This window comes from Arthrobacter sp. zg-Y1116 (assembly GCF_024385485.1).
In the GTDB taxonomy this organism is placed as follows: domain Bacteria; phylum Actinomycetota; class Actinomycetes; order Actinomycetales; family Micrococcaceae; genus Arthrobacter_B.
Window position 1 is genome coordinate 1242919 of the sequence record NZ_JANFLR010000001.1, and the last position, 23442, is coordinate 1266360.

At 67.9% G+C, this 23442-nt stretch carries 20 protein-coding genes and 1 riboswitch; of the genes, 11 read left to right on the plus strand and 9 right to left on the minus strand.

The features are described from left to right. Positions 1 to 45 precede the first annotated feature (45 nt). Positions 46 to 1056, plus strand: a complete 1011-nt coding sequence (locus NNX34_RS05900; protein ID WP_255765556.1) for a LacI family DNA-binding transcriptional regulator — start codon at positions 46 to 48, stop codon at positions 1054 to 1056. A gap of 19 nt (positions 1057 to 1075) precedes the next feature. Here NNX34_RS05900 and NNX34_RS05905 read toward each other — a convergent pair whose 3' ends face one another. Both NNX34_RS05905 and NNX34_RS05910 read right to left on the minus strand, forming a co-directional pair. Beyond that, complete coding sequence (locus tag NNX34_RS05905) at positions 1076 to 2134, minus strand: winged helix DNA-binding domain-containing protein (protein WP_255765557.1); 1059 nt, start codon at positions 2132 to 2134, stop codon at positions 1076 to 1078. Positions 2135 to 2186: 52 nt separating this feature from the next. Beyond that, positions 2187 to 3302 (minus strand): GTP pyrophosphokinase family protein, encoded by a 1116-nt coding sequence (locus tag NNX34_RS05910; protein WP_255765558.1) that lies wholly within the window; start codon positions 3300 to 3302, stop codon positions 2187 to 2189. Positions 3303 to 3408: 106 nt separating this feature from the next. On the opposite strand from NNX34_RS05910, the gene NNX34_RS05915 reads away from it, so the two are divergent. From NNX34_RS05915 to NNX34_RS05930, 4 genes are all read left to right on the plus strand, one after another. After that, the gene (locus NNX34_RS05915) at positions 3409 to 4167 is read left to right on the plus strand and encodes a S9 family peptidase (protein ID WP_255765559.1); all 759 of its coding nucleotides are present in this window, start codon (positions 3409 to 3411) and stop codon (positions 4165 to 4167) included. A gap of 34 nt (positions 4168 to 4201) precedes the next feature. Then, a complete protein-coding gene (locus tag NNX34_RS05920; RefSeq protein WP_255765560.1) occupies positions 4202 to 5116 on the plus strand; it encodes a carbohydrate kinase in 915 nt (304 codons plus the stop codon). A 48-nt stretch (positions 5117 to 5164) separates the two neighbouring features. Then, positions 5165 to 5701, plus strand: a complete 537-nt coding sequence (locus NNX34_RS05925) for a YbhB/YbcL family Raf kinase inhibitor-like protein (protein ID WP_227920535.1) — start codon at positions 5165 to 5167, stop codon at positions 5699 to 5701. Between the two features lie 76 nt (positions 5702 to 5777). Continuing rightward, on the plus strand, positions 5778 to 6629 hold the full coding sequence (locus NNX34_RS05930; protein WP_255765561.1) for an HAD family hydrolase: 852 nt from the start codon (positions 5778 to 5780) through the stop codon (positions 6627 to 6629). Here NNX34_RS05930 and NNX34_RS05935 read toward each other — a convergent pair. From NNX34_RS05935 to NNX34_RS16120, 3 genes are read right to left on the minus strand one after another with little or no spacing between them, the layout of a single operon-like run. Next, positions 6550 to 7329 (minus strand): phosphatase PAP2 family protein, encoded by a 780-nt coding sequence (locus NNX34_RS05935; RefSeq protein WP_255765562.1) that lies wholly within the window; start codon positions 7327 to 7329, stop codon positions 6550 to 6552. The genes NNX34_RS05930 and NNX34_RS05935 overlap by 80 nt on opposite strands. Further along, on the minus strand, positions 7326 to 8624 hold the full coding sequence (locus NNX34_RS05940) for an alpha/beta hydrolase family protein (protein ID WP_255765745.1): 1299 nt from the start codon (positions 8622 to 8624) through the stop codon (positions 7326 to 7328). Before NNX34_RS05940 ends, NNX34_RS05935 begins: the two co-directional genes overlap by 4 nt. A 16-nt stretch (positions 8625 to 8640) precedes the next feature. Next, complete coding sequence (locus NNX34_RS16120; RefSeq protein WP_255765563.1) at positions 8641 to 11172, minus strand: bifunctional lysylphosphatidylglycerol flippase/synthetase MprF; 2532 nt, start codon at positions 11170 to 11172, stop codon at positions 8641 to 8643. A 125-nt stretch (positions 11173 to 11297) separates the two neighbouring features. On the opposite strand from NNX34_RS16120, the gene NNX34_RS05950 reads away from it, so the two are divergent. Both NNX34_RS05950 and NNX34_RS05955 read left to right on the plus strand, forming a co-directional pair. Continuing rightward, entirely contained in the window at positions 11298 to 12107 is an 810-nt protein-coding gene (locus tag NNX34_RS05950; RefSeq protein WP_370647229.1) for a glycerophosphodiester phosphodiesterase family protein, read from the plus strand. A 46-nt stretch (positions 12108 to 12153) separates the two neighbouring features. Next, positions 12154 to 13263: a glycerate kinase gene (locus tag NNX34_RS05955; RefSeq protein ID WP_255765565.1), complete on the plus strand. Its 1110-nt coding sequence runs from the start codon at positions 12154 to 12156 to the stop codon at positions 13261 to 13263. Positions 13264 to 13282: 19 nt separating this feature from the next. Here NNX34_RS05955 and NNX34_RS05960 read toward each other — a convergent pair whose 3' ends face one another. After that, entirely contained in the window at positions 13283 to 14596 is a 1314-nt protein-coding gene (locus NNX34_RS05960; protein WP_255765566.1) for a uracil-xanthine permease family protein, read from the minus strand. A gap of 137 nt (positions 14597 to 14733) precedes the next feature. Between NNX34_RS05960 and NNX34_RS05965 the strand changes: the two genes are divergently transcribed. Together NNX34_RS05965 and NNX34_RS05970 are read left to right on the plus strand one after the other, a co-directional pair. Then, positions 14734 to 15609, plus strand: a complete 876-nt coding sequence (locus tag NNX34_RS05965) for an SDR family NAD(P)-dependent oxidoreductase (protein WP_255765567.1) — start codon at positions 14734 to 14736, stop codon at positions 15607 to 15609. Then, positions 15606 to 17042, plus strand: a complete 1437-nt coding sequence (locus NNX34_RS05970; RefSeq protein ID WP_255765568.1) for an aldehyde dehydrogenase family protein — start codon at positions 15606 to 15608, stop codon at positions 17040 to 17042. The genes NNX34_RS05965 and NNX34_RS05970 overlap by 4 nt, the downstream gene beginning before the upstream one ends. A 77-nt stretch (positions 17043 to 17119) precedes the next feature. Here NNX34_RS05970 and pgm read toward each other — a convergent pair whose 3' ends face one another. After that, a complete protein-coding gene (gene pgm, locus NNX34_RS05975; protein ID WP_255765569.1) occupies positions 17120 to 18751 on the minus strand; it encodes a phosphoglucomutase (alpha-D-glucose-1,6-bisphosphate-dependent) in 1632 nt (543 codons plus the stop codon). Positions 18752 to 18867: 116 nt separating this feature from the next. Between pgm and NNX34_RS05980 the strand changes: the two genes are divergently transcribed. After that, positions 18868 to 19233, plus strand: a complete 366-nt coding sequence (locus NNX34_RS05980) for a hypothetical protein (RefSeq protein ID WP_255765570.1) — start codon at positions 18868 to 18870, stop codon at positions 19231 to 19233. A gap of 69 nt (positions 19234 to 19302) precedes the next feature. Here the strand turns inward: NNX34_RS05980 and NNX34_RS05985 are convergent, their stop codons facing one another. Both NNX34_RS05985 and NNX34_RS05990 read right to left on the minus strand, forming a co-directional pair. Next, positions 19303 to 20508 carry a cobalamin-independent methionine synthase II family protein gene (locus NNX34_RS05985; RefSeq protein ID WP_255765571.1) on the minus strand — a complete coding sequence of 402 codons (1206 nt, stop codon included), beginning with the start codon at positions 20506 to 20508 and terminating at the stop codon, positions 19303 to 19305. Positions 20509 to 20527: 19 nt separating this feature from the next. Beyond that, positions 20528 to 20651: riboswitch (SAM riboswitch) on the minus strand. A gap of 123 nt (positions 20652 to 20774) precedes the next feature. Next, a complete protein-coding gene (locus tag NNX34_RS05990; protein WP_370646979.1) occupies positions 20775 to 22178 on the minus strand; it encodes a peptide MFS transporter in 1404 nt (467 codons plus the stop codon). 270 nt (positions 22179 to 22448) lie between these two features. Here NNX34_RS05990 and NNX34_RS05995 point away from each other — a divergent pair, with 270 nt between their 5' ends. Continuing rightward, on the plus strand, positions 22449 to 23441 hold the full coding sequence (locus tag NNX34_RS05995) for an MsnO8 family LLM class oxidoreductase (protein ID WP_255765574.1): 993 nt from the start codon (positions 22449 to 22451) through the stop codon (positions 23439 to 23441). The last annotated feature ends 1 nt before the right edge of the window (position 23442 follow it).

Consider the following 23442-nt stretch of genomic DNA (forward strand, 5'->3'; position numbering starts at 1 on the left):
GGTGTTGCCGGCGGGTCGGTGAAGCCGAGACGAAAGAGGGACGGGATGAACCGCAGGGTCACGTCCAACGACGTTGCGCAGGCGGCCGGCGTTTCCCGTGCCACCGTCAGTTACGTGCTCAACGGCCGTGCCGGGCAGAGCATCTCCTCCGGGACAAGGGAACGCGTGCTGGCCGCAGCCCGGGACCTGGGCTACGCGCCGTCGACCGCCGCCCGCACCCTGCGCCGCGGCCGCAGCGACCTGGTGCTGATGCTGCTGCCGCCCGAGCCGCTGGGCCGCGCCCTGGCCATCCTGATCGATGCCGCCTCCGAGGAAGTGGAACGGCAGGGGCTGCGCCTGGTGGCCCACCGGCTGCCGGCACAGGGCGGAGCGCCGTCCCTGGTGCAGTCGCTGGCTCCGGCAGCGCTGATCCTCACCACCCCGCTCCCGGAGCCGGAACTGGCAGCCCTGGCGGCCATCGGCATCCGGGTGGCCTCCCTGCACCAGGCGCTGGAAGACCCGCTGGGACCGGACCTCGGCATCGGGGCATGCCAGGTGCAGCATCTGGCCGCGGCCGGACACAGGCGGATCGGTGTGGCGGTGCCCCCGGAGTCCGGTTATGCCTGGCGGGTGGACGTCCGGCTGGCGGCCATTGCGGACGCCTGCCGCCGGCTTGGGCTTCCCCCGCCCGCCGTCGCCCGTCTGGCCCTGGACGCCGGGGAGGCGGCGGGCGTCGTCGACCGTTGGCGGGCAGGACCGGAGCCGGTGACCGCGGCCTGCGCGTTCGACGACGAGCACGCCTTCGCCCTGCTGGCCGGGCTGGCCGCGCACGGCCTGAGCGCACCGAAGGATTTGGCGGTGATCGGCGCCGAGGACATTCCGCTGGCGTCGCTGGCAGTGCCGCCGTTGACCACCGTGTCGGTCGATGCCCGGTCCTTGGGGGAGCGGTTTGCGCGGATGGCGGTGGCCTCCCTGGATGCGGCACAGGAGCTGCGGGGAAGCGGAGCAGACGGTTCCGGGCAGCCGGCGGAAGCTGACCTGCCGCCGGTGCGGCTGGTGCGGCGCGTGTCGGCCTGAGCCTGAGGCGGTTCGGAGGTCAGCCGTGCGGCCAGTCAGCGACCGCCTGCTCAATGGCCCGCCGCTTGGCTGCCGAGACCCGTTCCACCAGGTCGATGACCGGTTCCGGGGTGGCCCGGGATATGCGGGGCAGCCGCCAAGTGCCCACCGCCACGCCGTCGTCGAGCACCGCAGGACGGAAGACCCCGTTGCCGCCCGGGACAATTGCCGCCAGCATCGCCGGGCTGGCAACCAGGGAACGGTCCGCGTAACCGAGGATCCACTCATCGAACGCCGGCACCAGTGACACGCCGGAAGGTTCCGGAATCTCCGGCTCACCGATGATCCACGCCGGCCGGCCGTCCACTTCCACCTGGACCAGGTCCGCCACTCCGGCTGCAGCCTTACGCACCATGGTTTTGGGCAGCTTGGTCCACCACGCCGCATCGTTCTCCGTGACCGGACCCCGGGCGAGCACGAAGCCGCGGACCACCGCGGACAGGTCGCCGTCGTTCGGCGCGCCGGGGTCGACGGCGCGCGGTGCCGTGAGGGTGAGGAGCTGCTCGGTGCCGGTCTCGAAAAACCGTCCCCAGTGCGCCAGGCCTTCCACGCAAAGGTGCATCAGCAGGTGGTAGCCGCGGCCGTCGGAGGTGTCGATCCCGGCTGCTTCCCAAAGTTCCAGCGCTTCGGAGCGTCGCAGCGGCCGATCGTCCAGGGCTTCGCGCAGGGTGTCCCGGCCCCGGGCCAGTACCGTCTCCTCAAGCCCCAGCTCGGCCCGGCGCCGGGCAGCCATGCTGCGGATCCGTTCCGCGGTGAAGGACAGCAGTGTCGCCAGATGCTCCGGCGTGGTGGCGAACAGGGTGCCGCGCATCGGCCAGCCGCGCACCAATTCGCCGCGGTCGAACGCGTTCCGGACGTCCTGGACAGTGGTTCCGGGGCGGGAGCGGACGGCAATGGCCCGCAGCACCGCGGGCAGGTCCTGGCCCTGCAGCGCGACGGCCCGCCGCACGACGTCGGCCGGGGACAGGTCCGAACCGCCCAGCAGCTGCGAGGAGCGCCGGATCCGCCGTGCATCCTGCCCGGAAAGAGAAGTGACCACGAGGCAAAGCTATGTGGCGCAGCGCTGCCGGGGCAAGGTTCCAGGGGGCAGGCTACTGCCCCTGTTCCGCCTCCCGCGCCCGGTAAAGCTGCATCAACCGGTAACGGCGGCCCAGGGACTCCCGGCGGGGTTTGACCGGTGCGTCCTCCGGTTCGGCCGTGAGGTCGATGTGTTCCTTGCCGAAACGCCAGAGCAGCAGGTCATCGAGCAGCCGGTCCGGTCCGGGGGAGTAGCGGTGGTCCAGGGCCGCGCGGACCTTGGTGATGGCGTCTGCCTGCAGCAGTCCGGCCAGGTCCATGGTGGTCTTCATGCCGTGCGCAGCCAGCATTTCCGCGGCCCAGCCCCAGTCGTCACCGGACTTGCGGTTGACGTGCGGGAGCAGGGTCATCCAGATGTCCCGGATCCGGTTCGGAGTCAGCGGCGCACTGCCCTGGCCCTCCTCGTCCCAGAAGCCGGTGACGGTTTCGTAGCGTTCGTGCAGCTCGGCGAAGGCGGTTTCCACCGTCTCCAGCATGGCAGCGGTTGCCGTGAACTGCCGGTCGAAATACGGGCTCCAGGCCCGCGGATCGCCGGCCTTGAACCGGATGTCGTGCTCTATCTCGGACCAGGCATGGGCCAGCACGGTACGGATCTGCACTTCGAACAGGTAGCTGCCGTTGGGCCGCTGGTCCGGTTCCAGCAGCTTGTGGTACTTCCGCACCGTCTCATTCTGGATGGTCCGCAGGATCAGGTGCCGGCTGGAGTAGCCGTACGTACCGGATTCGATGGAGCCAATGTCCTTCTCGCGGTCGCCGCGGCAGTCGAACTCCGCCCGCTGCCGCTTGATCAGGTTGGCCGCTTCATCCACTTCGTGCGGCAGCGTCATGATGATGCGCAGGCCCACGAGGTCGGTGAGGTTGCGCAGCGGATCCGGGAACAGCAGGGAAGGCAGTTCGCCGGGGTGCTCCGGGGGCAGCATCCGGGAAGCCTTGTCCCGGAAGGACTCAACGGTCTTGGTGCGCGAGGCTACGAACAGCGGCTTTACCGGGCTGTCGGCAAAGACAGCCCGAAGATTCGCTTCCATCTCCGCGGTGACCGCTTCCAATCCGGGCCGGACCCGGGCGTACTCATCGGTACTGGCCTGGACTATGGGCCGCAGCCGCTCATCCAGTGTGTCCCACGCGCTCAAAGCTGTTTCCCTTTCCCCTGCCTGCCCCCAGCCTATGGCACGGTGTTTCTCCGACACCGGCGATAGGCTCCCTATCAGATTAAGCCCCGCGAGCAGAAGGATCGTCATGCCAGCGCCTGCACTGCGTCTCTCCTACGGTCCGGACGCGGACCAGTACGCCGAACTGAGCCTTCCGGAAAGCGGTGCGGCGGCGCAGGCCGTGGTGGTCATCATCCACGGCGGCTACTGGCGCGCTGCCTATGACGCGGAACTTGGCCGGCCGCTGGCGGCGGACCTGGCCGCCCGCGGGTTTGCCGCCTGGAACCTGGAATACCGGCGGGTCGGCAAGGGCGGCGGCTGGCTGGAAACGTTCGAGGACATCTGCGCCGGGATCGACGCGCTGGTCCCGGCGGCACGGGAGCACGACGTCGACCTGTCCCGCGTGGTCTTCCTGGGCCACTCCGCGGGCGGCCACCTGGCCGTGCTCGCCGCGGGGCGGACTGATCCGCGCGTCCTGCCTGCCGGCGTCGTCAGCTGCTCCGGAGTCCTGAACCTGGCCGAGGCCCACGAACTGGGCCTGAGTAACGGCGCGGTGCGGAACTTCCTTGGCTGCACGCCTGTTTCCAATCCACGGCGTTTCCGGGAGGCGGACCCCATGTGCGCGCTGCCGCTGCAGGTTCCGGTGTGGGCGCTGCACGGCGGGGAAGACAGCACCGTGCCGCTCAGTTCCTCCAGCAGCTGGGTGGACGCTGCCCGGGCAAGCGGCACGGCGGCGCAGCTGCGCCTCATTCCCGGTGACCACTTCGCGATGATCACCCCCGGCACGCCGGCCTGGGACGCCGTCGTCACGGCGGTCCGCGAGGCCGCCGGAATACCTGTTGTTTAAGGAAACCCAAAGGCCGCTCTGTTAGGTTGGCAGTGTGCTTACAGTTATTGGGGAAGCCCTTGTTGATGAAGTAGTCAGCGATACGGCACCGCGGCGAACACACCCCGGCGGCAGCCCGCTGAATGTAGCTGTGGGCGTGGCGCGGCTGGGCCGTCCCGTCCAGTTCGTGGGCCGCTTCGGCTCGGATACCTACGGTGCCATGATCGCCGAGCATCTTCGGGCAAACTCCGTGCTGACCGCCTTCGAAGCCGATGACCGGCCGACCAGCGTGGCCACGGCCGTGCTGGATCCGGCGGGCGGCGCCCGGTACACCTTTGACCTGGAGTGGCAGCTGCCGGGCCTTGCGGAGGATCTTCCGGCCCTGCTGGACGGAACCACCATGCTGCACACCGGTTCCATCGCCTCCATGCTCTCGCCCGGCGCGGGCCACGTGCTGCGCGCCGTGGAACAGGCACGGCCCGGCTGCACTGTCACCTACGATCCGAACTGCCGGCCGACCATCATCACCGACGCCTCCTACGCCCGCGAACAGGCGGAGAATTTCGTGGCACTGGCCGACGTCGTCAAGGCCTCCGACGAAGACCTGCAGTGGCTCTACCCGGACGAACCCGTGGAGGAATCCGCCCGGCGCTGGCTCGCCGCGGGACCGTCGCTGGTAGTGGTCACCCGGGGATCGAAGGGACCGTGGGCCGTGGCCGCGGCGGGAGAATGCGAAGTGGCCGCACCCACCGTCAGCGTCGTGGACACCGTGGGCGCCGGGGATTCGTTTATGTCCGCCCTCCTGGTGGGGCTGATGGACCGGGAGCTCGACGGCGGTGCCCGCCGCAGCGACCTGGCCCGGATCGGCGTAGGCGAACTGAAGGAGCTGCTCTCCTTCGCCGCGCGCGCAGCAGCCGTCACCGTTTCCCGCGCCGGAGCCAATCCGCCCTACCGCCGCGAAGTTCCCTGATCCAGCCGCACGCCGCGGCACCAATGCCAACTACCCGAAAGGAAGTCCGTGGAAAGCCGAGACCCGTATGAGGCGCTGCCGCAGGTACCTGAGTTCACCGTCGAGAGTGAAGAATTCGCGAACGGAGGCACGTTCGCACCGGCCCAGTACAGCGGCAAGATGGGCGTAGCCGACGGCGGCGATGCCTCGCCGCAGCTGACCTGGTCCGGCTTCCCTGAGCAGACCCGCAGCTTTGCCGTGACGATGTACGACCCCGATGCACCCACCGCCAGCGGCTATTGGCACTGGGCGGCCTTCAACATCCCGGCGTCGGTCACGGGCCTCGCCGCCGATGCGGCCAATACGGGCCAGATGCCCGCCGGCACCGTACAGCTGGCCAACGACGCCGGATTTGCGGGCTTTGTGGGCGCGGCCCCGCCCGCAGGACACGGACGGCACCGCTACTTCGTGGTGGTCCACGCCGTGGATACGGAGGAACTGGACGTCCCGCCGGACGCCACCCCGGCTGCCCTCGGCTTTGCGCTCTTCACCCACACCCTGGCGCGGGCCACGATGATCGGCACCGCGGAAATCCGGGAGGACTAGGGTCCCCGGGGCAGACCCGTTGGGGAGGCTTCGCACCGTTCCGGCCCCCGCCGCGGCCGGAAGTAAGCTTGATGGCATGCAGGAACAGCGGGGGCCGGTACGGCTGATAGCAAGCGACATGGACGGCACCATCGTGGGTGCGGACAACAGCATCAGCGATCGGACCGTGAACGCTTTCCGCGCCTGCATGGCTGCGGGCATCGACGTCGTCTTCGTGACCGGGCGCCCGCCCCGCTGGCTGGACCCCCTGCGCGAGCGGATCGGGCACGCAGGGACCGTGATCTGTTCCAACGGGGCCATCACCTATGACCTGGCCGCCGAGCGGGTCCTCGCCACCCGGCTCCTCCCGCTGGAACAGATGCTCGCCGCCGCGGAGGTCATCAGGGACCTCTTCCCGCGGGCACGTTTCGCGGCGGAGACGGTGGACGGCCTCCATCTTGAGGACGGCTTCGTGGACACCGGATCCGTCGAACTCCTCGGCGGCATAGTTCCCGGCCCGCTGCACGAATCCCTTGCAGGCTCACCTGGCGTGGCAAAATTCCTCGCCCGGGGCGCCGACATCTCCCCGGACGAGTTCCTGCGCCGGGTGGCGCCGGCGGTGTCCGAACTGGTGGAGACCACCCATTCGGCACCGCGGATGCCGCTGCTGGAAATGTCCCTGCCGGGCCTGAACAAGGCCGTCACCCTGGCCGGCTACGCCAAGGAGAAGGGTATAAACCCGGGGGAAACCATAGCTTTCGGCGACATGCCCAACGACATTTCCATGCTGGATTGGGCGGGCCGGGGCTACGCCATGGCAAGTGGTCACCCGGCTGCCCGCGAGGCGGCGGATTTCACGGCACCGGGCTTCACGGACGACGGCGTGGCGGTGATCCTTGAGCGGCTGCTCGATGTTCAGGAAGCCTCCGCAGAAGCTGGTGCGCGGTAATTACCACCGCGAGCCAGGCCGCTCCGAGCGTCCAGGCCACCAGCACATCCGTCAGCCAGTGGTGGCCGAGGTAGACCCGGCTCAGGCCCACGGCAAATGTAAAGACCGCTGACGCGAGCAGCGCGGAGGCCTTCGCCCAGCGGTTGTGCACGTGCAGGATCACCAGGTAGGCCAGGATCCCCGCGATGACGATTGAGTTCAGGGTGTGTCCGCTCGGAAACGAGGCGGAGGATTCGTACGGCGGGACGGCATCCGCCAGGTCGGGCCGGGTCCGGCCGATCAAGGCCTTTCCCGTGACCGTCATGAGCAGTGAACCGGCGGCTGCGGCCGCGGTGAGGATCAGCGGTGTCCAGGAACGCCAGCGCAGGCCCATAACGAGCACCACGAGCCCGGCGATGACGGGCATGCCGATGGTCCCGGCAAGGTTGGTGAAGCCGGTGACTGCGGAATCCAGCGCGGGAGTGCGCAGTCCCAGTGCCGTTTCCAGCACCGGCCGGTCCAGGCCGGCAATGCCGTCCGCGTCGGTGACCGATTCATAGACCTCTGCGGACACCAGGGTCAGGGCCAGTGCCGGCAGGAGGCCGACGGCCAGGATCACCAACAGGGCCACATGCGGCGAGGTTGCGCGGCTGATTCCATGCAGCAGCTGCCTGAGCCGATTCGCGGCCGGGGAGGGGTGAGGTGCGGGCACGGGGCTCATGGATCAAGTATGCCAAGCCGCCTGCAGAGCCAGTCCAGGTTGTTCTCCAGTCCGGCCCGCCAGACCTGCCAGGAGTGTCCGCCCGGAAGCTCCTGGAACTGCACGTCCGCGCCGGCCGCCCGGGCCGCTTCGTACACCTGCCTGCCTTCCGGGGCGTACACCTTGTCCTCGCTGCCGACGACGACGATCCCGGCAAGTTCGGGAAATGGCATCCGGTGAAACCGGTCCACGGCGTTCTGTTCAGCGAAGGCGGCCTGGTCGCCGTCGAAATACGTGTCCAGCAGGGCCTGCTGCCCATCGGCGTCGGTGGGCTCGTTTTCGCCGGCGATGTCCAGGAATGTCGGATAGGACTCGGGGTGGTTCGCCGCCAACTGCACTGCGCAGGTGCCGCCGAACGAATACCCCGCGATGGCCCATTGCCGTGCTCCGGCCGTTCCGGCCCCCAGATGCTGCTGCACCCAGGCGGGAAGGTCCCGGGCCAGGTACGTTGCCGAGTCGCTTACGGTCGTGTCCAGGCACAGCGGCCAGTCGGGGTTGGAGTCATTGCTGGCGTCGGGCATGACGACAATCGGAGCCAGGCCGGCATGTCGGGCAGCGAAGCCGTCCATCATTTCGGCTATGCGGCCGCTTACCAGCCAGTCATTCGGGGAGCCCGGCTGGCCGTGGATCAGGACCAGCACCGGCAGGCTGACCGCGCCTGGATCGGCCAGATAGGCGGGCGGGAGGTAGATCAGTGCAGGGTGGGAGGCGTATCCCGAGGCTGCCGCGGGGATCTCTGCCCGGTAGACCCGGCCTTCGCCGGGCAGGTTCGACGGCGGCGACCAGTCCCGTTCGGAGGCTGCGGGGCGGTTGGTCCCGGTTTCCGCGGGACGGGGCAGCGGGTCATTCGTGGCCGAGGGCGGGTCCAGGAGGGAACGGAGGGTGGGGTATTGGGCGTAGGCAAGGTTCGCGGTGCAGGCCAACGCCAGCAGTATTCCGAACGCCGCCGCAGCGCCCGCGGTCCGGCGGGACCACGGGGAGCCTGGAACTGCCAGCAGCCCGGCCGCCAGCTGAAGCCCCAGGATGGCCAGGGCGGTGTAGAGGTAGAGCATCCGTGGAAGAGAAGCATTCCACCAATGGAATATAAGTTCTGCCAGCACATAAAGAAGTGCCGTGCAGGCGGCCGCAACCACCAAATAGACCAGGATCCTGCGCAGGCCCAGCCGCCTCCCGGCAATCCCTAGCCAAAGAAGCGCAGCCGCGCCCAGGGCCAGGGCGAGGGCGGGGAGGATCCCGTCAATCAGGGACAGGCCCATCACGGCCGGGGTGTCCTCATGCGGTACGGGTCACGATCCGGCGGGCCAGTGACAGGCCCTGCCCCAGGGACAGATCCGGAACGTAGGCCCGCGCCAGCGCGTTGGCGATGGCGGGCAGGGACGCCGGGTCCCGATAGGTCATGAACAACGGACGGTACTCCGGGGCGAACTTGGCCTTGAAGGCCAGCAGGGAGCGGAAACCGTATACCGGCTCCAGGGTTTCCCCCAGCCGGTCCAGGAGTCGGTCCATCACGGGCGGACCGTCGGCGTCGTCGTCTGTCTCCCCGTCGGCACGCGCCAACGGCGCGCCGGAAAGGCTGAGGAAGGAAAACCCCTCGTCCTGGAGCGACAGTGCAGCGGAAGCGATGAGGAAGTCCATCCCCAGCCGGAAGCCGTTGCTGCGCCGGCGCATAAAATCCAGGGTCCAGCCCGCCACCGCTCCGTTGCGGTACACCGGAAGCCAGGACGTTACCGCGTGCACGGTGCCGTCTTCGTCGATGGCCAGCAGGCAGCGCACCTCCGGATCATCCACTTCTTCCAGTCCGCCCAGCGTGAAGCCCATCTCCGGCATGTCCTTATCCGCCACCCACTCCTCCGAAATGGCGTACACCTGGTCCTTCACGGCCAGCGGTGCCGTGGGATAGCGGGTCCACTCGGCCCGGATGCCCAGCTTGCGGGCCTGGTTCATGGCGGTGCGGATGTCCTGGAATCTCTTGCCCTTGAACGCCAGCGAGCCCAGCCGGAGGACGGTTTCCTCAGCCACCTGCAGCGAGGAAAATCCCAACCCGCTGCTGAGGTCGCGCACCTGGGTACCCACGGAGTAGAAGCACGCGGTGGTGCCGTTCGCGGCGCAGAAAGCCGAGAATCCCTCCACGGAGCTGTGCAGCTCATCCCTCGGTCCCACCGGTTCTCCGACGCTCAGCGCCACCCCCAGATCCATCCGGTAGGCCACATAGGAATTCCCGCTGGGGGAAAACCAGTAGCTGTTGCCCGCCCAGAGCGTCATCCAGGCCATGGTGCTGCCGCCGTGGGTCCGAAGCAGCACACGGGCGCGGTCCGCATCAGCGGTCGCCGGACTGTAGGGCGGAACCAGGAAGGAGCGCAGCAGCAGCACACACACCAGAACCCAGAAGGCCACCCCTACTCCTTCGTACAGCAGGACTGCCGGCAGGCTCTCCGGCACAATGCCGGGAGCCCGGCTGGTCACTTCGAGGACCGGGAGGAAACGTCCGGGGAGATCCGCGGCGAGCAGCGCCGGCGTCGCGGCCGGCGAGAAACCGTTCCGGTTTAACAGACCGGCACCCAGGTAAAGCGCGGCGAGCAAAACCGCCGCCAGGGCGGAAGTGCCCGCTAACCGCCGATAGGTTCCGGCAGGAGCGGTTACGGAGAAGAGCCCGCGGGTGAGGATCAGCAGCACCAGCACCGCCAGCGGAACGGCCATGGGCAGCACCAGTGCAACCGCATTTCCGGTGCCGGGAGCCAGGGTGCCCGGTTCATTCCCGGCCAAAAGCCGGCCGATCCGTACCGCGGCCAGAACTGTCATGGCGCCCTGCAGCAGCAGCGCGGCGGCCCACGCGAACCGGCGCCCGCGCCGCAGGCCGTCGGAAAAAACAGCCAGCAGCACCAGGGGCAGGATGGCCAGGAAGAACGCCGCCGGACCGGCACGCAGTTGGATCCGCGCCGCGATGCACTGCGCCGAATCCGCCGCTTCACCGCACACCTGGGCCAGCTCGGCCGGGGTCCTCACCTCCACGTCCGTAAAGAGATACTGCAGCACCGAAAGCGGTCCCACCGCCTGGCTGCTGAGTGCGCTGATAACCGGCCCGACAGCGGAAGCCAGTACAGCCAGGGCCACCAGCACCCGCGCCTCCCGGCGGCTGCTGACCAGCCTGCGCGGAATCGACGGCCGGCGGCCCGCCAGATAGGGGCCGGCCAGTGCGCCGGCCGCGGCCGCGCCCAGGACCGTCAGGGTGGAGAAGCTTCCGCCGTAGAGCGCCAGCAGTATCAGCAACGCAAACAGGGGAACCCGCAGGCGGCGTCGCCAAAGGGTCCCGAGCCGGGCACTGGCAGCAGCCCCCGCGGCAGCCAGGAAGGCCACCGGACCCACGAAGGACTCGGAGACGAGGGCACGGGACCAGTCGCCGATGGAGGCGCTGGTCAGGTAGGCGAAGCCGGTGGTCAGCAGCAGTCCGGCGATTTGACCGCCGAACCCGGCCAGCAGGAACCGTCCGGTTCCCAGCAGCCGCTCGGTGGGCAACCCGGCCAGCAGTGCCAACAGGGTGCCGCCGAGGTAGCCTGCCGGGCCGCCCGCCCAAAAACAGCAGAAAAGCAGGGGTGCCGGATTACCGGCCACGGTGTTCACGGAAGCGGCAGCCCAGTCCAGCCACGGCCCTTCCGGGCCGCTGCGGAGGGAGGATGTGGACGCCCCCAGGATCCAGAACAAGGCAATAAAGGTGAGGGTGGCGGGAGCGCTGCCGGCACTTCTCAGCAGGCGCCGGAGCGGCCAGCGTGCTCCGAAGCGGGACCCCACGGGACGTTTGTCAGGCACGGTACTGACCTCCACGGAACTAGCCGGCGAAAGAAACTGCTGCCGGTCGCGGTGCTGCCAGTCTAGGCGCGTGCGGCCGGGCGTGGCCCGTCCGGGCACAGTCCGGCGCTTGGTAAGGTACGAATGTGTTGGCAACTTATCCATATTTCCGGGCCCCCCGCGACCAGGCGACGGCGCCCCCGGAATCATCGCCGGCACCCATCGCGCTGGCGCACCGCGGCTTTTCCCCCGACGGCTACGAAAACACGCTCTTGGCGTTCCGCGCGGCCGCGGACCTGGGGATGAGCTACCTGGAAACGGATGTGCGCACCAGCCGCGACGGCATCCTGATGGCCTTCCACGACGAAACCGTGGACCGCATTTCCGGCGGCGTGGTGGGCAAAATCAGCCAGCTCACCCGAAAGGAACTCGACGACGTGCTGGTGGGCGGGGCGGAACGGATCCCCACCTTCGAAGAACTCCTGACCGAGTGGCCCCAGATGCGGCTCAATGTAGACGTCAAGGACGCCGCCGGGGCAGCACTGCTCGCGGCCCTGATCGAAAAACACTCCGCCCATGACCGGGTCCTGGTGGCATCCTTCTCCGACGTCCGCCGGCTTCGCGCCCTGCGCCGGTTGGGCCGGCCGGCTGCCAGCTCCGCCGGAAGCGCCCTGACCGCGGCGCTGCTTCTGCTCGGCCCGCTGGGCGCCGCCGTGTTCCTCGCCCGGCTGGGCCGTTTCCAGTGCGTCCAGGTTCCGCTGCGCTTCGGCCCCGTGCCCGTGGTCACGCCGGGTTTTGTCCGCAGCTGCCACCGCGCCGGAATCCAGGTCCACGTCTGGACCGTGAACGACGCGCCCACCATGAACCGGCTGCTGGACCTCGGCGTGGACGGCATCGTTACGGACCGTTCGGACATCCTCGTGGACGTCCTCAAAGACCGCGGGCAGTGGCGGTAACGACTACTTGGACGGTCTTGTCCGTCCCTACTGGCAGGATGAGGGCATGCGTGTAGTTATTGCTCCGGACAAATTCAAAGGATCACTCAGCGCCGGGGAGGCCGCGGCAGCCATGGGTGAAGGCGTATTGGCGGTCTACCCGGATGCCGAGGTCACCGCTGTGCCGGTGGCGGACGGCGGCGAGGGCACCCTTGACGCTGCCCTGATAGCAGGGGCCGAGGCCCGCACCGCCAGGGTCCGGGGACCGCTGGGACGGGAAATCACCGCTGTCTGGGCACTCACCGGAGATACTGCCCTGATCGAAACCGCGCGGGCCAGCGGATTGACCCTGCTGGACCCCACCCCCGAGACCGCACTAGCGGCCACCAGCTACGGCAGCGGGCAGCTGATCAGTGAGGCACTGGATGCAGGTGCGCGCACCATCATCCTGGGAATCGGCGGCTCCGCCATGACGGACGGAGGCTCCGGCGCCTTGACGGCCTTGGGCCTGAAGATCCTTGACGACGCCGGTGCGCCGGTGCCGCCCGGGGGAGCGGCCCTGGCGCGGGCCGTGTCCCTGGACGCCGCCGGCCTGGACCCCCGGCTGGCCGGCGTGGACTTGAAGATCGCCGCCGACGTAACCAACCCGCTGCTCGGCCCGGAAGGTACGGTGGCCGTGTTCAGCGGCCAGAAGGGCGCCGACTCCGCAGCGCAGGCGGTCCTCGAGGATGCCCTGGGTAACTGGGCCGGACTGCTGAAGTTCACGACCGGCGTCGACGTCGACATTCCCGGCGCCGGTGCGGCGGGCGGCTTCCCGTCCGGGTTCCTGGCGTTCACCGAGGCGTCGCTGAATCCCGGGTTCGAACTGCTCAGCGCGTTCACCGGGCTGGACCTGGCACTCACACGCTGCGACCTGGTGCTCACCGGCGAAGGCTCGCTGGATGAACAGTCCCGCTACGGCAAGGCGCCCCTGGAAGTGGCGGCCCGGGCCCGGGATGCCGGCATCCCCGTGGTGGCCGTGGCCGGCCGGATCACCCTGACCCCGGACCAGTTGCAGGAGTACGGAATTGTTGCGGCCGTCAGCCTGCTGGATGTGGTCCAGCGGCCGCAGGATGCCATGGAGCAGGCGGCAAAGTACGTGGCGTGGGCTACGCGCCAGGCACTGGAAGGAGCCTGATCCGGGGCCGGCCGGCGGCCTAGCCGAGCCGGCTGGGCCTGGCTCCCGCGTCCTCCTGCGGCTCGTCCGGATCCGTCCCCCGCCAGCGGGCGATCGCCTGCATGCCGTGGTAGGCAATCAGGGTGGCGCCGGTGCCGAGGGCAATGCCGCCGAATTCCAGCCCTGCCACTATCCAGGTGAAGTTCGCGATCGCAATGATCAGGCCCAGGCCGGCGGTGGAAAGGTTGATCGGGTTGGAGAAGTTGACCCGGTTGTCCACCCAGATACGCACGCCGAGGATGCCGATCATGCCGTAGAGGACGACGCCGGCCCCGCCCAGCACGCCGCCGGGCACCGTGGCGATCATGGCCCCGAATTTCGGGAACAGGCTGAGCAGGATGGCCACGATGCCGGCCACCCAGTACGCCGCCGTGGAGTACACGCGGGAGGCCGCCATCACGCCGATGTTCTCTGCGTAGGTGGTGGTGGCGGAACCGCCGCCGGAACCGGCCAGCATGGTGGCCAGGCCGTCGGCCATCAGTGCCCGGCCCGCGTACGGGTCAAGGTCGCGGCCGGTCATGGCGGCCACGGATTTCACGTGTCCAATGTTTTCGGCCACCAGTACCAGGACCACCGGAACAAAAAGGCCGATAACCGAGAAGTGGAAGGTGGGGGCGGTGAATTCGGGCAGCCCGATCCAGGCGGCATCGCCGATAGCCTGGAAATCCACCTCGCCCTGCAGCATGGCCGTGACGTAGCCGGCCACCACGCCAACCAGGATCGACAGCCGGCCCAGGAATCCCTTGAACAGGACCGTGGTCAGCAGGATTACCACCACGGTGACGGTGGCCGTGAGCGGCCCTCGCTCGAAGTTGTCCCGCGCCGAACCGGCCAGGTTGAGGCCGATCAGGGCCACTATGGTGCCGGTGACCACCGGCGGCATCAGGACCTGGATCCAGCGGGTGCCGGCAAGCTGCGCGGCGAGTCCGACCAGGAACAGGGCAAAGCCCGCCATGATGATGCCGCCCAGGGCTCCGCCGGGACCGTGCTGGTTGGTGGCAGCTCCGATCGGAGCAATGAAGGCAAAGCTGGAGCCCAGATAGCTGGGGACCCGTCCGGCGGTGATGATCAGGAACAGGATGGTTCCGATGCCGGAGAACAGCAGGGTGGTGGCCGGCGGAAAGCCGGTCAGGAGCGGCACCAGGAAGGTGGCGCCGAACATGGCCACCACGTGCTGGGAGCCGATGCTGATGGTCCGCGGCCAGCTCAGGCGTTCCTCGGGAGCAACGTAGCTGCCCGGCCGGATGGTTTTGCCGTCTCCGTGGAGGGTCCAGTCCATACCGAATCTGCTCATGGTGGTGCCTTCCGGAGAAAGGGGGTGTCTAGGCCAAATTCTAGCCGTCCCGGCGAACCGGGATGCTACGTTGCATAGGAAGAATGCAAGGTGCAGGGCGGGACCTTGATCACAAACCGATTGGACGATGGAGCAGCATGGGCATTTCAGTTGCAGGACGCGTAGTTCTCATCACCGGCGCAGCCATGGGCATGGGCCGGCTCTACGCCGAGCGGGCCGTGCATGACGGCGCGGCAGCAGTGGTGCTGTGGGACCTCAACGCCGAGGCCCTGGAGGTCACCGCCGCGCAGCTGCGGGAACTGGGCGCGTCGGCAATCCACCCCTACGCGGTGGACGTTGCCTCCCTGCCGGACATCACGGCCACGGCCGACCAGGTCATCCGGGAGGTAGGCGTACCGGACATCCTGGTCAACAACGCCGGGATTGTGCGCGGCAAGTACTTCTGGGAACACGAGCCGGAAGCGGATATCGACGCCGTTATGCAGGTCAACACCCTCGCCCCCATGCAGGTGACCCGCGCGTTCCTGCCCGGCATGATCGAGCGGCGCACCCCGGCCCGCATCCTGAACGTAGCCTCCGCCTCCGGCACACTGTCCGTTCCGAAAATGAGTGTCTACACGGCTTCGAAATGGGCAGTCATCGGTTGGAGCGACTCGATGCGCCTGGAACTCACCGAATCCGGCAACGGCCACGTTGCAGTAACCACCCTGATCCCCAGTTACATCAAGACCGGCATGTTCGAAGGGGCCAGGGGGCCGCTGATGACTCCGCTGATGGAACCGGAATACGTGGTGGACAAGGCGTGGGAGGCGCTCCTTGCCGGCAAGGCACGGATCCAGCTGCCCTGGACGGTGGCCCTGGGCAGCGCCCTGCGCAATGTGCTGCCCCAACCGGCCTGGGACGTGGTTGCCGGCCGCGTCTTCAAGGTCTACCAGTCCATGGACCACTTCACCGGCCGGAAACCGGCGGCTCCCGCTGACGAAACGTCCCTCAAGGAAAGCACCCAGGCATGAGCGAGATGGTCTCCGCGTTCTCTGAATCCATCCGCGATTCCGCCACCGACCCCGCTGGTTCCCCCGCAGCAGTTCCCTCGGTGCTGGCCAAGGTGCGGGAAACCTATGACTCCGGCCGCACCCGGCCGCTCGCCTGGCGCCGGCAGCAGCTCGAAGGCCTGGTCCGGCTGTTCCACGAGCGGGAACAGGAGCTGGCGGACGCCCTGGCAGCGGACCTGGGCAAGAATCCGCTCGAAAGCTACGTCACCGAACTTTCCCTGGTGCGGGCGGAGGCCGAACACGCACTGAAGCATCTGGAGAACTGGGCCCGCAGCCGGCGGGTTTCCGTCCCCCTGGGCCTGCAGCCGGCGTCGGCCCGGACCGAACCACGGCCGCTGGGCGTGGTGCTGATCATCGGTCCCTGGAACTATCCCGTGCAGCTGGTCCTGGCGCCGCTGGTCGGTGCCCTCGCCGCCGGCAACGCGGCAGTCCTCAAACCCAGCGAACTGGCCCCGGCGACGTCGGCCGTGCTGGCGGAGCTGCTGCCGCGCTATGTGGACCCGGAAGCCGTCGCCGTGGTCGAGGGCGGGCAGGAAGCCAGCACCGCCCTGCTGAAGGAACGGTTCGACTCGATCTTCTTCACGGGCGGGGAGCGCGTGGGCAGGATTGTCCTGCAGGCCGCCGCCGAACACCTGACCCCGGTCACCCTGGAGCTGGGCGGGAAATCTCCGGCCGTGGTGCTGGACGGCAACTGGGCCGCCGTCGCGCGCCGCCTGGTCTTCGGGAAACTGCTTAACGCCGGCCAGACCTGCGTGGCCCCGGACTATGTCCTCGTGACGAAAGAGGCGGCACCTGCGCTGAAGAAGCACCTGGTGCGGGCGGTCGCGGAGCAGTTCGGCAAGGATCCGTCCCGGAGCAAGGACCTGGGCCGGATTGTCAACGAACAGCACTGGGAACGGCTGGTCGGGCTGCTGGACAGCGGCACGGTCCTGGCCGGCGGGCGCAGCGACCGCGGAAGCCTGTACCTGGAACCGACCATCCTCACCGACGTGGCCCCGGATTCACCCGTGATGCAGGAGGAAATCTTCGGCCCCGTCCTGCCGATCATCGAGGTCCGGGACCTGGCGGAGGCAATGAAATTCATTAATTCCCGTCCGGTTCCGCTGGCCGCCTATTTGTACAGCAACTCTGCGGCGGCACGGAAGACGTTCGAGGAGGGGGTCCGGGCCGGCAGCATCAACCACAACGCCAGCACCGTCCAGTTGGCCGTACCCGGCCTGCCCTTCGGCGGTGCAGGTGCCAGCGGCACCGGCGCGTACCACGGGAAATACACCTTCGACACGTTCAGCCAGCTGCGGCCGGTCTTCACCAAGGGCACGCTGCTGGACACCCTCCGGTTCGCGTACCCGCCCTACACGGGGCTGAAGAAGCGGCTCCTGCGCCGGCTGCTGTAACCGGCTGCAGAACGGGAAGAAGGGGTGCACCGGCAGGTGCACCCCTTCTGTTTTTTACGGCCCGTTTACGGCGGAAGCTAGGAAATCACGCCGTCCACGATGGCCTTGGCCTCGGCCTGGACCTGGTGCAGGTGTTCCTCGCCCTTGAAGGACTCGGCGTAGATCTTGTAGACGTCTTCCGTGCCCGAGGGGCGCGCGGCGAACCACGCGTTTTCCGTGGTCACCTTCAGGCCGCCGATGGGCGCGCCGTTGCCAGGTGCCTCGGTCAGGCGCGCGGTGATTTCCTCACCGGCCAGGGTGGTGGCGGTAACGTCCGACGGCGAGAGCTTGGCCAGCGCGGCCTTCTGCTCGCGGGTGGCGGGTGCGTCCACGCGCGCATATTCGGGATCGCCGAACTGGTTGGTCAGTTCGCGGTACCGCTGGGACGGGGTCTTGCCGGTGACGGCCGTCATTTCCGAGGCCAGCAGGGCCAGCAGGATGCCGTCCTTGTCAGTGCTCCAGGGGCTTCCGTCGAGCCGGAGGAAGGACGCACCGGCGGATTCCTCGCCGCCGAACGCGGTTTCGCCGGAGAGCAGGCCCGGCACGAACCACTTGAAGCCCACCGGTACCTCCATGAGGACCCGCCCCAGGTCTGCGGTAACGCGGTCGATCATGGAGGAGGAGACCAGGGTCTTGCCCACCATGGCGTCTGCGCTCCAGCCGGAGCGGTTGCGGTACAGGTAGTCAATCGCGGTTGCCAGGAAGTGGTTCGGGTTCATCAGTCCCGCATCCGGGGTGACAATGCCGTGCCGGTCGGCGTCGGCGTCGTTGCCCGTGGCAATGTCGTAATCCCCGGCCCGGGAAATCAGCGACGCCATGGCGAACGGCGAGGAGCAGTCCATGCGGATCTTCTCGTCCCAGTCCAGGGTCATGAAGGCCCACTGCGGGTCCACGTTGGGATTGACCACGGTGAGGTTCAGTGAGTGCCGTTCCGCGATGGCGCCCCAGTAGTCCACCGAGGCGCCGCCGAGGGGATCGGCGCCGATGTGGAGGCCGGCGCTCCGGATGGCATCCAGGTTCAGCACCGCGGGCAGGTCTTCCACGTAATGCGCCAGGAAGTCATAGGTGCCCACCGAATCGGCCAGGCGTGCTTCGCCCAGCGGGATGCGCCGGACCCCGTCCAGGCCGTTCTCCAGCAGCTGGTTGGCGCGGTCGGCAATCCAGTTGGTGATGTCCGATCCGGCGGGTCCGCCCGTGGGCGGGTTGTACTTGAAGCCGCCGTCCGCCGGAGGATTGTGCGACGGGGTGACCACAATGCCGTCAGCCTGGTCCGTGCGCGTGGAATTGTGCACCAGGATGGCATGGCTCACGGCCGGGGTGGGGGTGAATCCGTTGCGTGCGTCGATCTGCACATTGACGCCGTTGGCGGCCAGCACTTCCAAGGCGGTGTTCTGCGCCGGTTCGGACAGGGCATGCGTGTCCTTGCCCATGAACAGCGGCCCGGTGATGCCCGCCGAGGTGCGGTATTCCACGATGGCCTGGGTGATGGCCGCGATGTGCTGCTCATTGAAGGCGCCGTTGAGGGAGGAACCGCGGTGCCCGGAGGTGCCGAAGGCCACGCGCTGGGCAACGTTGGACGGATCCGGTACGACGTCGTAATAGGCGTCCAAGAGTGCGGTGAGATCTACAAGGTCGGAAGGTTCGGCGCGTTGGCCGGCACGATTAGACATACCCCTAAGCATGCCAAAGAAACGCAGTCGGCGGCAGACACGCCGTGCACGTAGAAACGCAGGGGCACCCGTATGCTTCTAGCCGAAGCCGCGGGTGCGGCGGGGGAAGGAAGCTGATGGCCACGTCGAGTAGTTCCGTGCCGCCGCAGGGCGCACTGCCGCACGGCGGCCTGCGCCGCGGCGCCCGGGCCATGATGGTTTTCTTCAACGTGCTCTACCTGTGCGCCGCACCGGTGTTCTGGTTTTTCTGGACGCAGCGCTCGGCGTTCGCACTGCCGGCCTGGGCGGAAACCGCCGCGGGTTTTGCCAGCGGACCGATGCCGGCGTTGGCCTTCGCGGCCGCCTGGGCCGCGGCGGGGATCCTCTTCGGGCGGGACCGGCGGCAGGCCGGAGCGGAGGCGTTCAATTCCGTCTGTGCACTGGGTGCCCTGGCGGCAGCAAGCGGCATGCTGGCGCTGGTCAGCGCCGGACTGGACGGCTAAGGCCCCGGGCACGGGTGAGGCGGGACGCCGGTCCCGCCCGCCGCACCCTCACGCAGGTCGGTGGCCCGCCTACCAGAGCCGGGCGCTGGCCAGCCGGGCACCTTCTCCGAGCGTCTCCAGCTTGGCCGCCGCGATCTGCGGATGCACCCGGCCGCCCAGCCCGCAGTCGGTGGACGCAATGACGTTCTCGCGCCCCACCAGCCGGGCGAACCGTTCAATCCGGTCCGCCACCAGTTCCGGATGTTCCACCACGTTGGTGGCATGGGAGACCACGCCGGGAATGAGGACCTTCCCCTCCGGCAGCTTGGTATCCTCCCAGACCCGCCATTCGTGCTCATGCCGGACGTTGCCTGCCTCGAAGCTGTAGCCGCCGGCGTTAATCTGCAGCAGGGTGTCCACCAGGTGGCGGAACTCGATGTCCGTAGTGTGCGGCCCGTGCCAGGAACCCCAGCACAGGTGGAATCGGACCTGTTCCTCGGGCAGGCCGCGCAGGGCATAGTTCAGGGCCTCGACGCGGATCTGCGTGAACTTGAGGTAGTCGGCCACCGAAGGCTCGGGGTTGATCTGGTCCCAGTTCTCGGCAATGGACGGATCATCGATCTGGACGATCAGCCCGGCGTCCACGATGGCAAGGTATTCCTCCCGCATGGCATCCGCGCAGGCGTAGATGAACTCCTCCTCCGTCGCGTAGTACTCGTTGGCAATCCGCGAACAGGAGCCGGGGGAGAGTGAGGCGAGGAAACCCTCGGACAAACCTGCCTCGGCCAGACCGGACTTGAGGTTGGCAATGTCGCCGGCCACGGCGTCGTACCCCGTGTATTCCACGGGACCCGTGACCTTGGGAAAGACCTTCTGCGCCCCGGTGGTGATGCCGGAGGTTGGGTCGGTGTAGGCATCGGCGAAGCGCTGCCGGTCGCGGCGGTCCCCGAAACTGGTGAGGACAACGTTTCCGGGCTCGGAGCGGTGCGGTTCCATGTTCCAGATCCCCGTCTCGGCAACGCTCAGGCCGCCAAGCCGGGCAAACGAGTAGGACCACCAGGCCCCGTAGTCGACGTCCGCGGACATCGCATGCCCGTATTCGCCGTCGTTGGGGATATCGATACCCGCCTGGCGCTGGCGGCGCACGAGGTCGGCGACGGCGGCCTGCAGCAGTTCGGCGTAGCCTTCCGTATCCGCGGGGTCGGTTTCCCGGGCCGCGTTCGCGGCAATCAGTTCAGGGGTCCGGGGGAGCGAACCGGCGTGCGTGGTCAAAATACGGTCAGTGCTTTTGCGCATGGCAGTGATCCTTAAGGAATCGGTGCTCTTGCCCGCACCGGATGCCCAAGGGGCGGTGCAGGCCGCTTCGTCATCCGAACCACCCGTGAAGCATGGGGTTGGTGCACGGCCAAGTCGGAGCTTGGCGGCCGTGTCTCCTGAAGCTGGGACCCATCCTAACCACGCCGCAGGGATGCAGCCAAGCATGTGACGGGACGGCAAAAAGGACGGCGGCACCGGAAAGTTCCGGTGCCGCCGTCCTTAGTGAAACGCTTGGTGCCTGCCTGCTAGCGCACGCCGCCCATGAGCTTCTTGATCGACGGTGTCGCGACAGCCAGGGCGATGCCCAGGATGATTGCGGTGACGCCGCTGAAGGTGAAGTAGCTGACCTCAGTTGCGGGATCGTAGAACTGTGCCAGCCAGCCTGCCAGGGTGGTGCCCAGGGAGACGGACAGGAAGAACAGGGCCACCATCTGGGTCCGGAAGATTTCCGGAGCCAGCTTGGTTGCCACGGACAGGCCAATCGGGGAGATGAACAGCTCCGCGAACGTGAACAGGAGCAGGATGCCGACGATCGCCAGCAGCGGGGTGCTGTTGGCGCCGCCGCCGGAGAACGGAATGAAGGCCAGGAACGCCAGGCCCATCACTGCCAGGCCCAGGGCGAACTTCAGCGGTGAGGACGGCTGGCGGTCGCCCAGCTTGGTCCAGACGGCGGCAAACACTGCAGCGAAGATGATGATGAAGATCGGGTTGATCGACTGGACCCAGCTCGGCGGCATTTCCCACCCGAAGATGTGCCGGTCCAGGGAGGTGTCGGCGTACAGGGCCACCACGGTGAACTGCTGCTGGAACAGCGCCCAGAAAGCGGCACTGGCGATGAACAGCGGCATGAAGGAGTAAACACGCCGGCGTTCTAGCCTGTCCACCTTCGGACTGCGCAGGATGATGATGAAGTACGCGATGGAGGCCAGGATGGCGACCGTGGCCATGACCACTGCCAGGTTCTCCGCCTTGAGCAGGCCGAAGGCGGCGGCCAGGGCGACGATGACCACGACTGCGGCAACGACGATGCCCATGGGGAGGTACTTCTTGCGCGGCAGCGGGTTGGTGACCTCGTGGGCTGCCTTGGGCAGGTACTTGCGGGTCATGCCGTACTGGACCAGGCCGATGGCCATGCCGATAGCGGCCAGGCCGAAGCCGTAGTGGAAGCCAAGGCGGACCTGGAGGAGGCCGGTCAGGAGCGGGCCGACGAGGGCGCCGAGGTTGATGCCCATGTAGAAGAGGGAGAAACCGGCGTCGCGTCGTTCGTCCTTCTCCTCGTACAGGGTGCCCACCAGGGAGGTCGCGTTGGCCTTGACGCCGCCGGAACCCAGGGCAATCAGGATCAGGCCGGCGGCCAGTCCCACGGAACCGGGGAGCACAGCCAGGGAAATGTGGCCGAGGACCACGATCGCGGCGGAGTAGAACAGCACCCGCTCCGAGCCGAACACGCGGTCGGCGAGCCAGGCACCGACGATGGTGGAAAGGTACACGCCACCGCCGTAGGCGCCGACCAGGGAGACGGCAATGGCTTCGTCGATGCCGAGGCCGCCGTCGGTGGTGCTGTAGTACATGTAGTACAGCAGGATGCCCTGCATGCCGTAGAAGGAGAATCGCTCCCACAGCTCAACGCTGAAGAGGTTGGCCAACATCCGGGGATGGCCGAAGAAGGTTTTACGCGCTTCTTGTACGCCTGAGGTACTGGGGGTATGGCTCACGAGGTTAATATTCCCACTCCCTCCCGGGGGTCAAGCAGGCCGAACTGAAAGAATCCGCCGGAGACTAGGCAGCTTTCCCGGTGAGCTATGTCGAAGGTCACATGAAAAAAGGATGATTTTGCCAGCGTTACATGCATACCTGCCTGCATGACGCGCGGATTTGCACGTCTGCGACGGAATTCCCTAAGCAGGCAGGGGGTTGGCATGGGTATGCCAAGCCTCAGCGTTCCCGTCTCGATCCTTGACCGTGCCAACTCCCGCGAAGGGTTTCCCGAGCCGGAGGCGTTTAATGCAGTGCTTGAACGCGCCGAATCGGCAGACCGGCTGGGCTACAGGCGCTTTTGGGTTGCCGAGCACCATGCCGTGGCCGGAATTGCCGGCTCGGCACCCGCCGTCCTGATGGCCGCCCTGGCGGCACGCACCAACAGCATCCGGATCGGCTCCGGCGGCGTGATGCTGCCGAACCACCAGCCGCTGGTCGTGGCCGAGCAGGCGGCGACGCTGCAGGCCCTGTATCCCGGCCGGATTGATCTTGGCCTGGGCCGTTCCCTCGGTTTCACTCCGGCGGTGCGGAAGGCACTGCGGGCAGGACCGGCCGAGGCGGAGGAATTCGAAGGGCAGTTGGCGGAACTGCTCGCTTATCTCGACGGCACCGCGCCGATCACCGCCCGCCCGCAGGACCGCGGCCGGACCCCGGTGTTTGTGCTTGCCACCGGAGCGGGAGTGGACATAGCAGCACGCGCCGGCCTCGGCGTCGTCCTGGGCGGCCCGGCGCTGTTCCGGCAGAACAGTGCCGGGCAGACAGGTGCACTGGAGCGGTACCGCTCCTCCTTCCGCCCCTCGGACCGTTTTCCCCGGCCCTACGTGCTGGCGGCAGTCAACATCGCCGCGGCCGGGAGTGAAGAAGAGGCACGGGAACTGCTGCTGCCCGAGGCACATGCCCTGGCCGATTCCCGGACCAAGGGGGTGTTCCCCGCCCTGTCGGCAGCTCACCGCGCCGCCGAACTGTCCGGACGGCAGCAGGACCTGGTCCGCGCCACCCTCGAGACCTCTGTCTACGGGACACCGGAACAGGTGCACGGCAGGCTCGAGGACCTGGTGGCTTCCTCCGGTGCGGACGAGCTGCTCGTTACCGGCGGCGCCTTCGATGTCGAGGGACAGCGGGAATCAGACCGGCTGCTGGCAGGGCTCTTCTAGG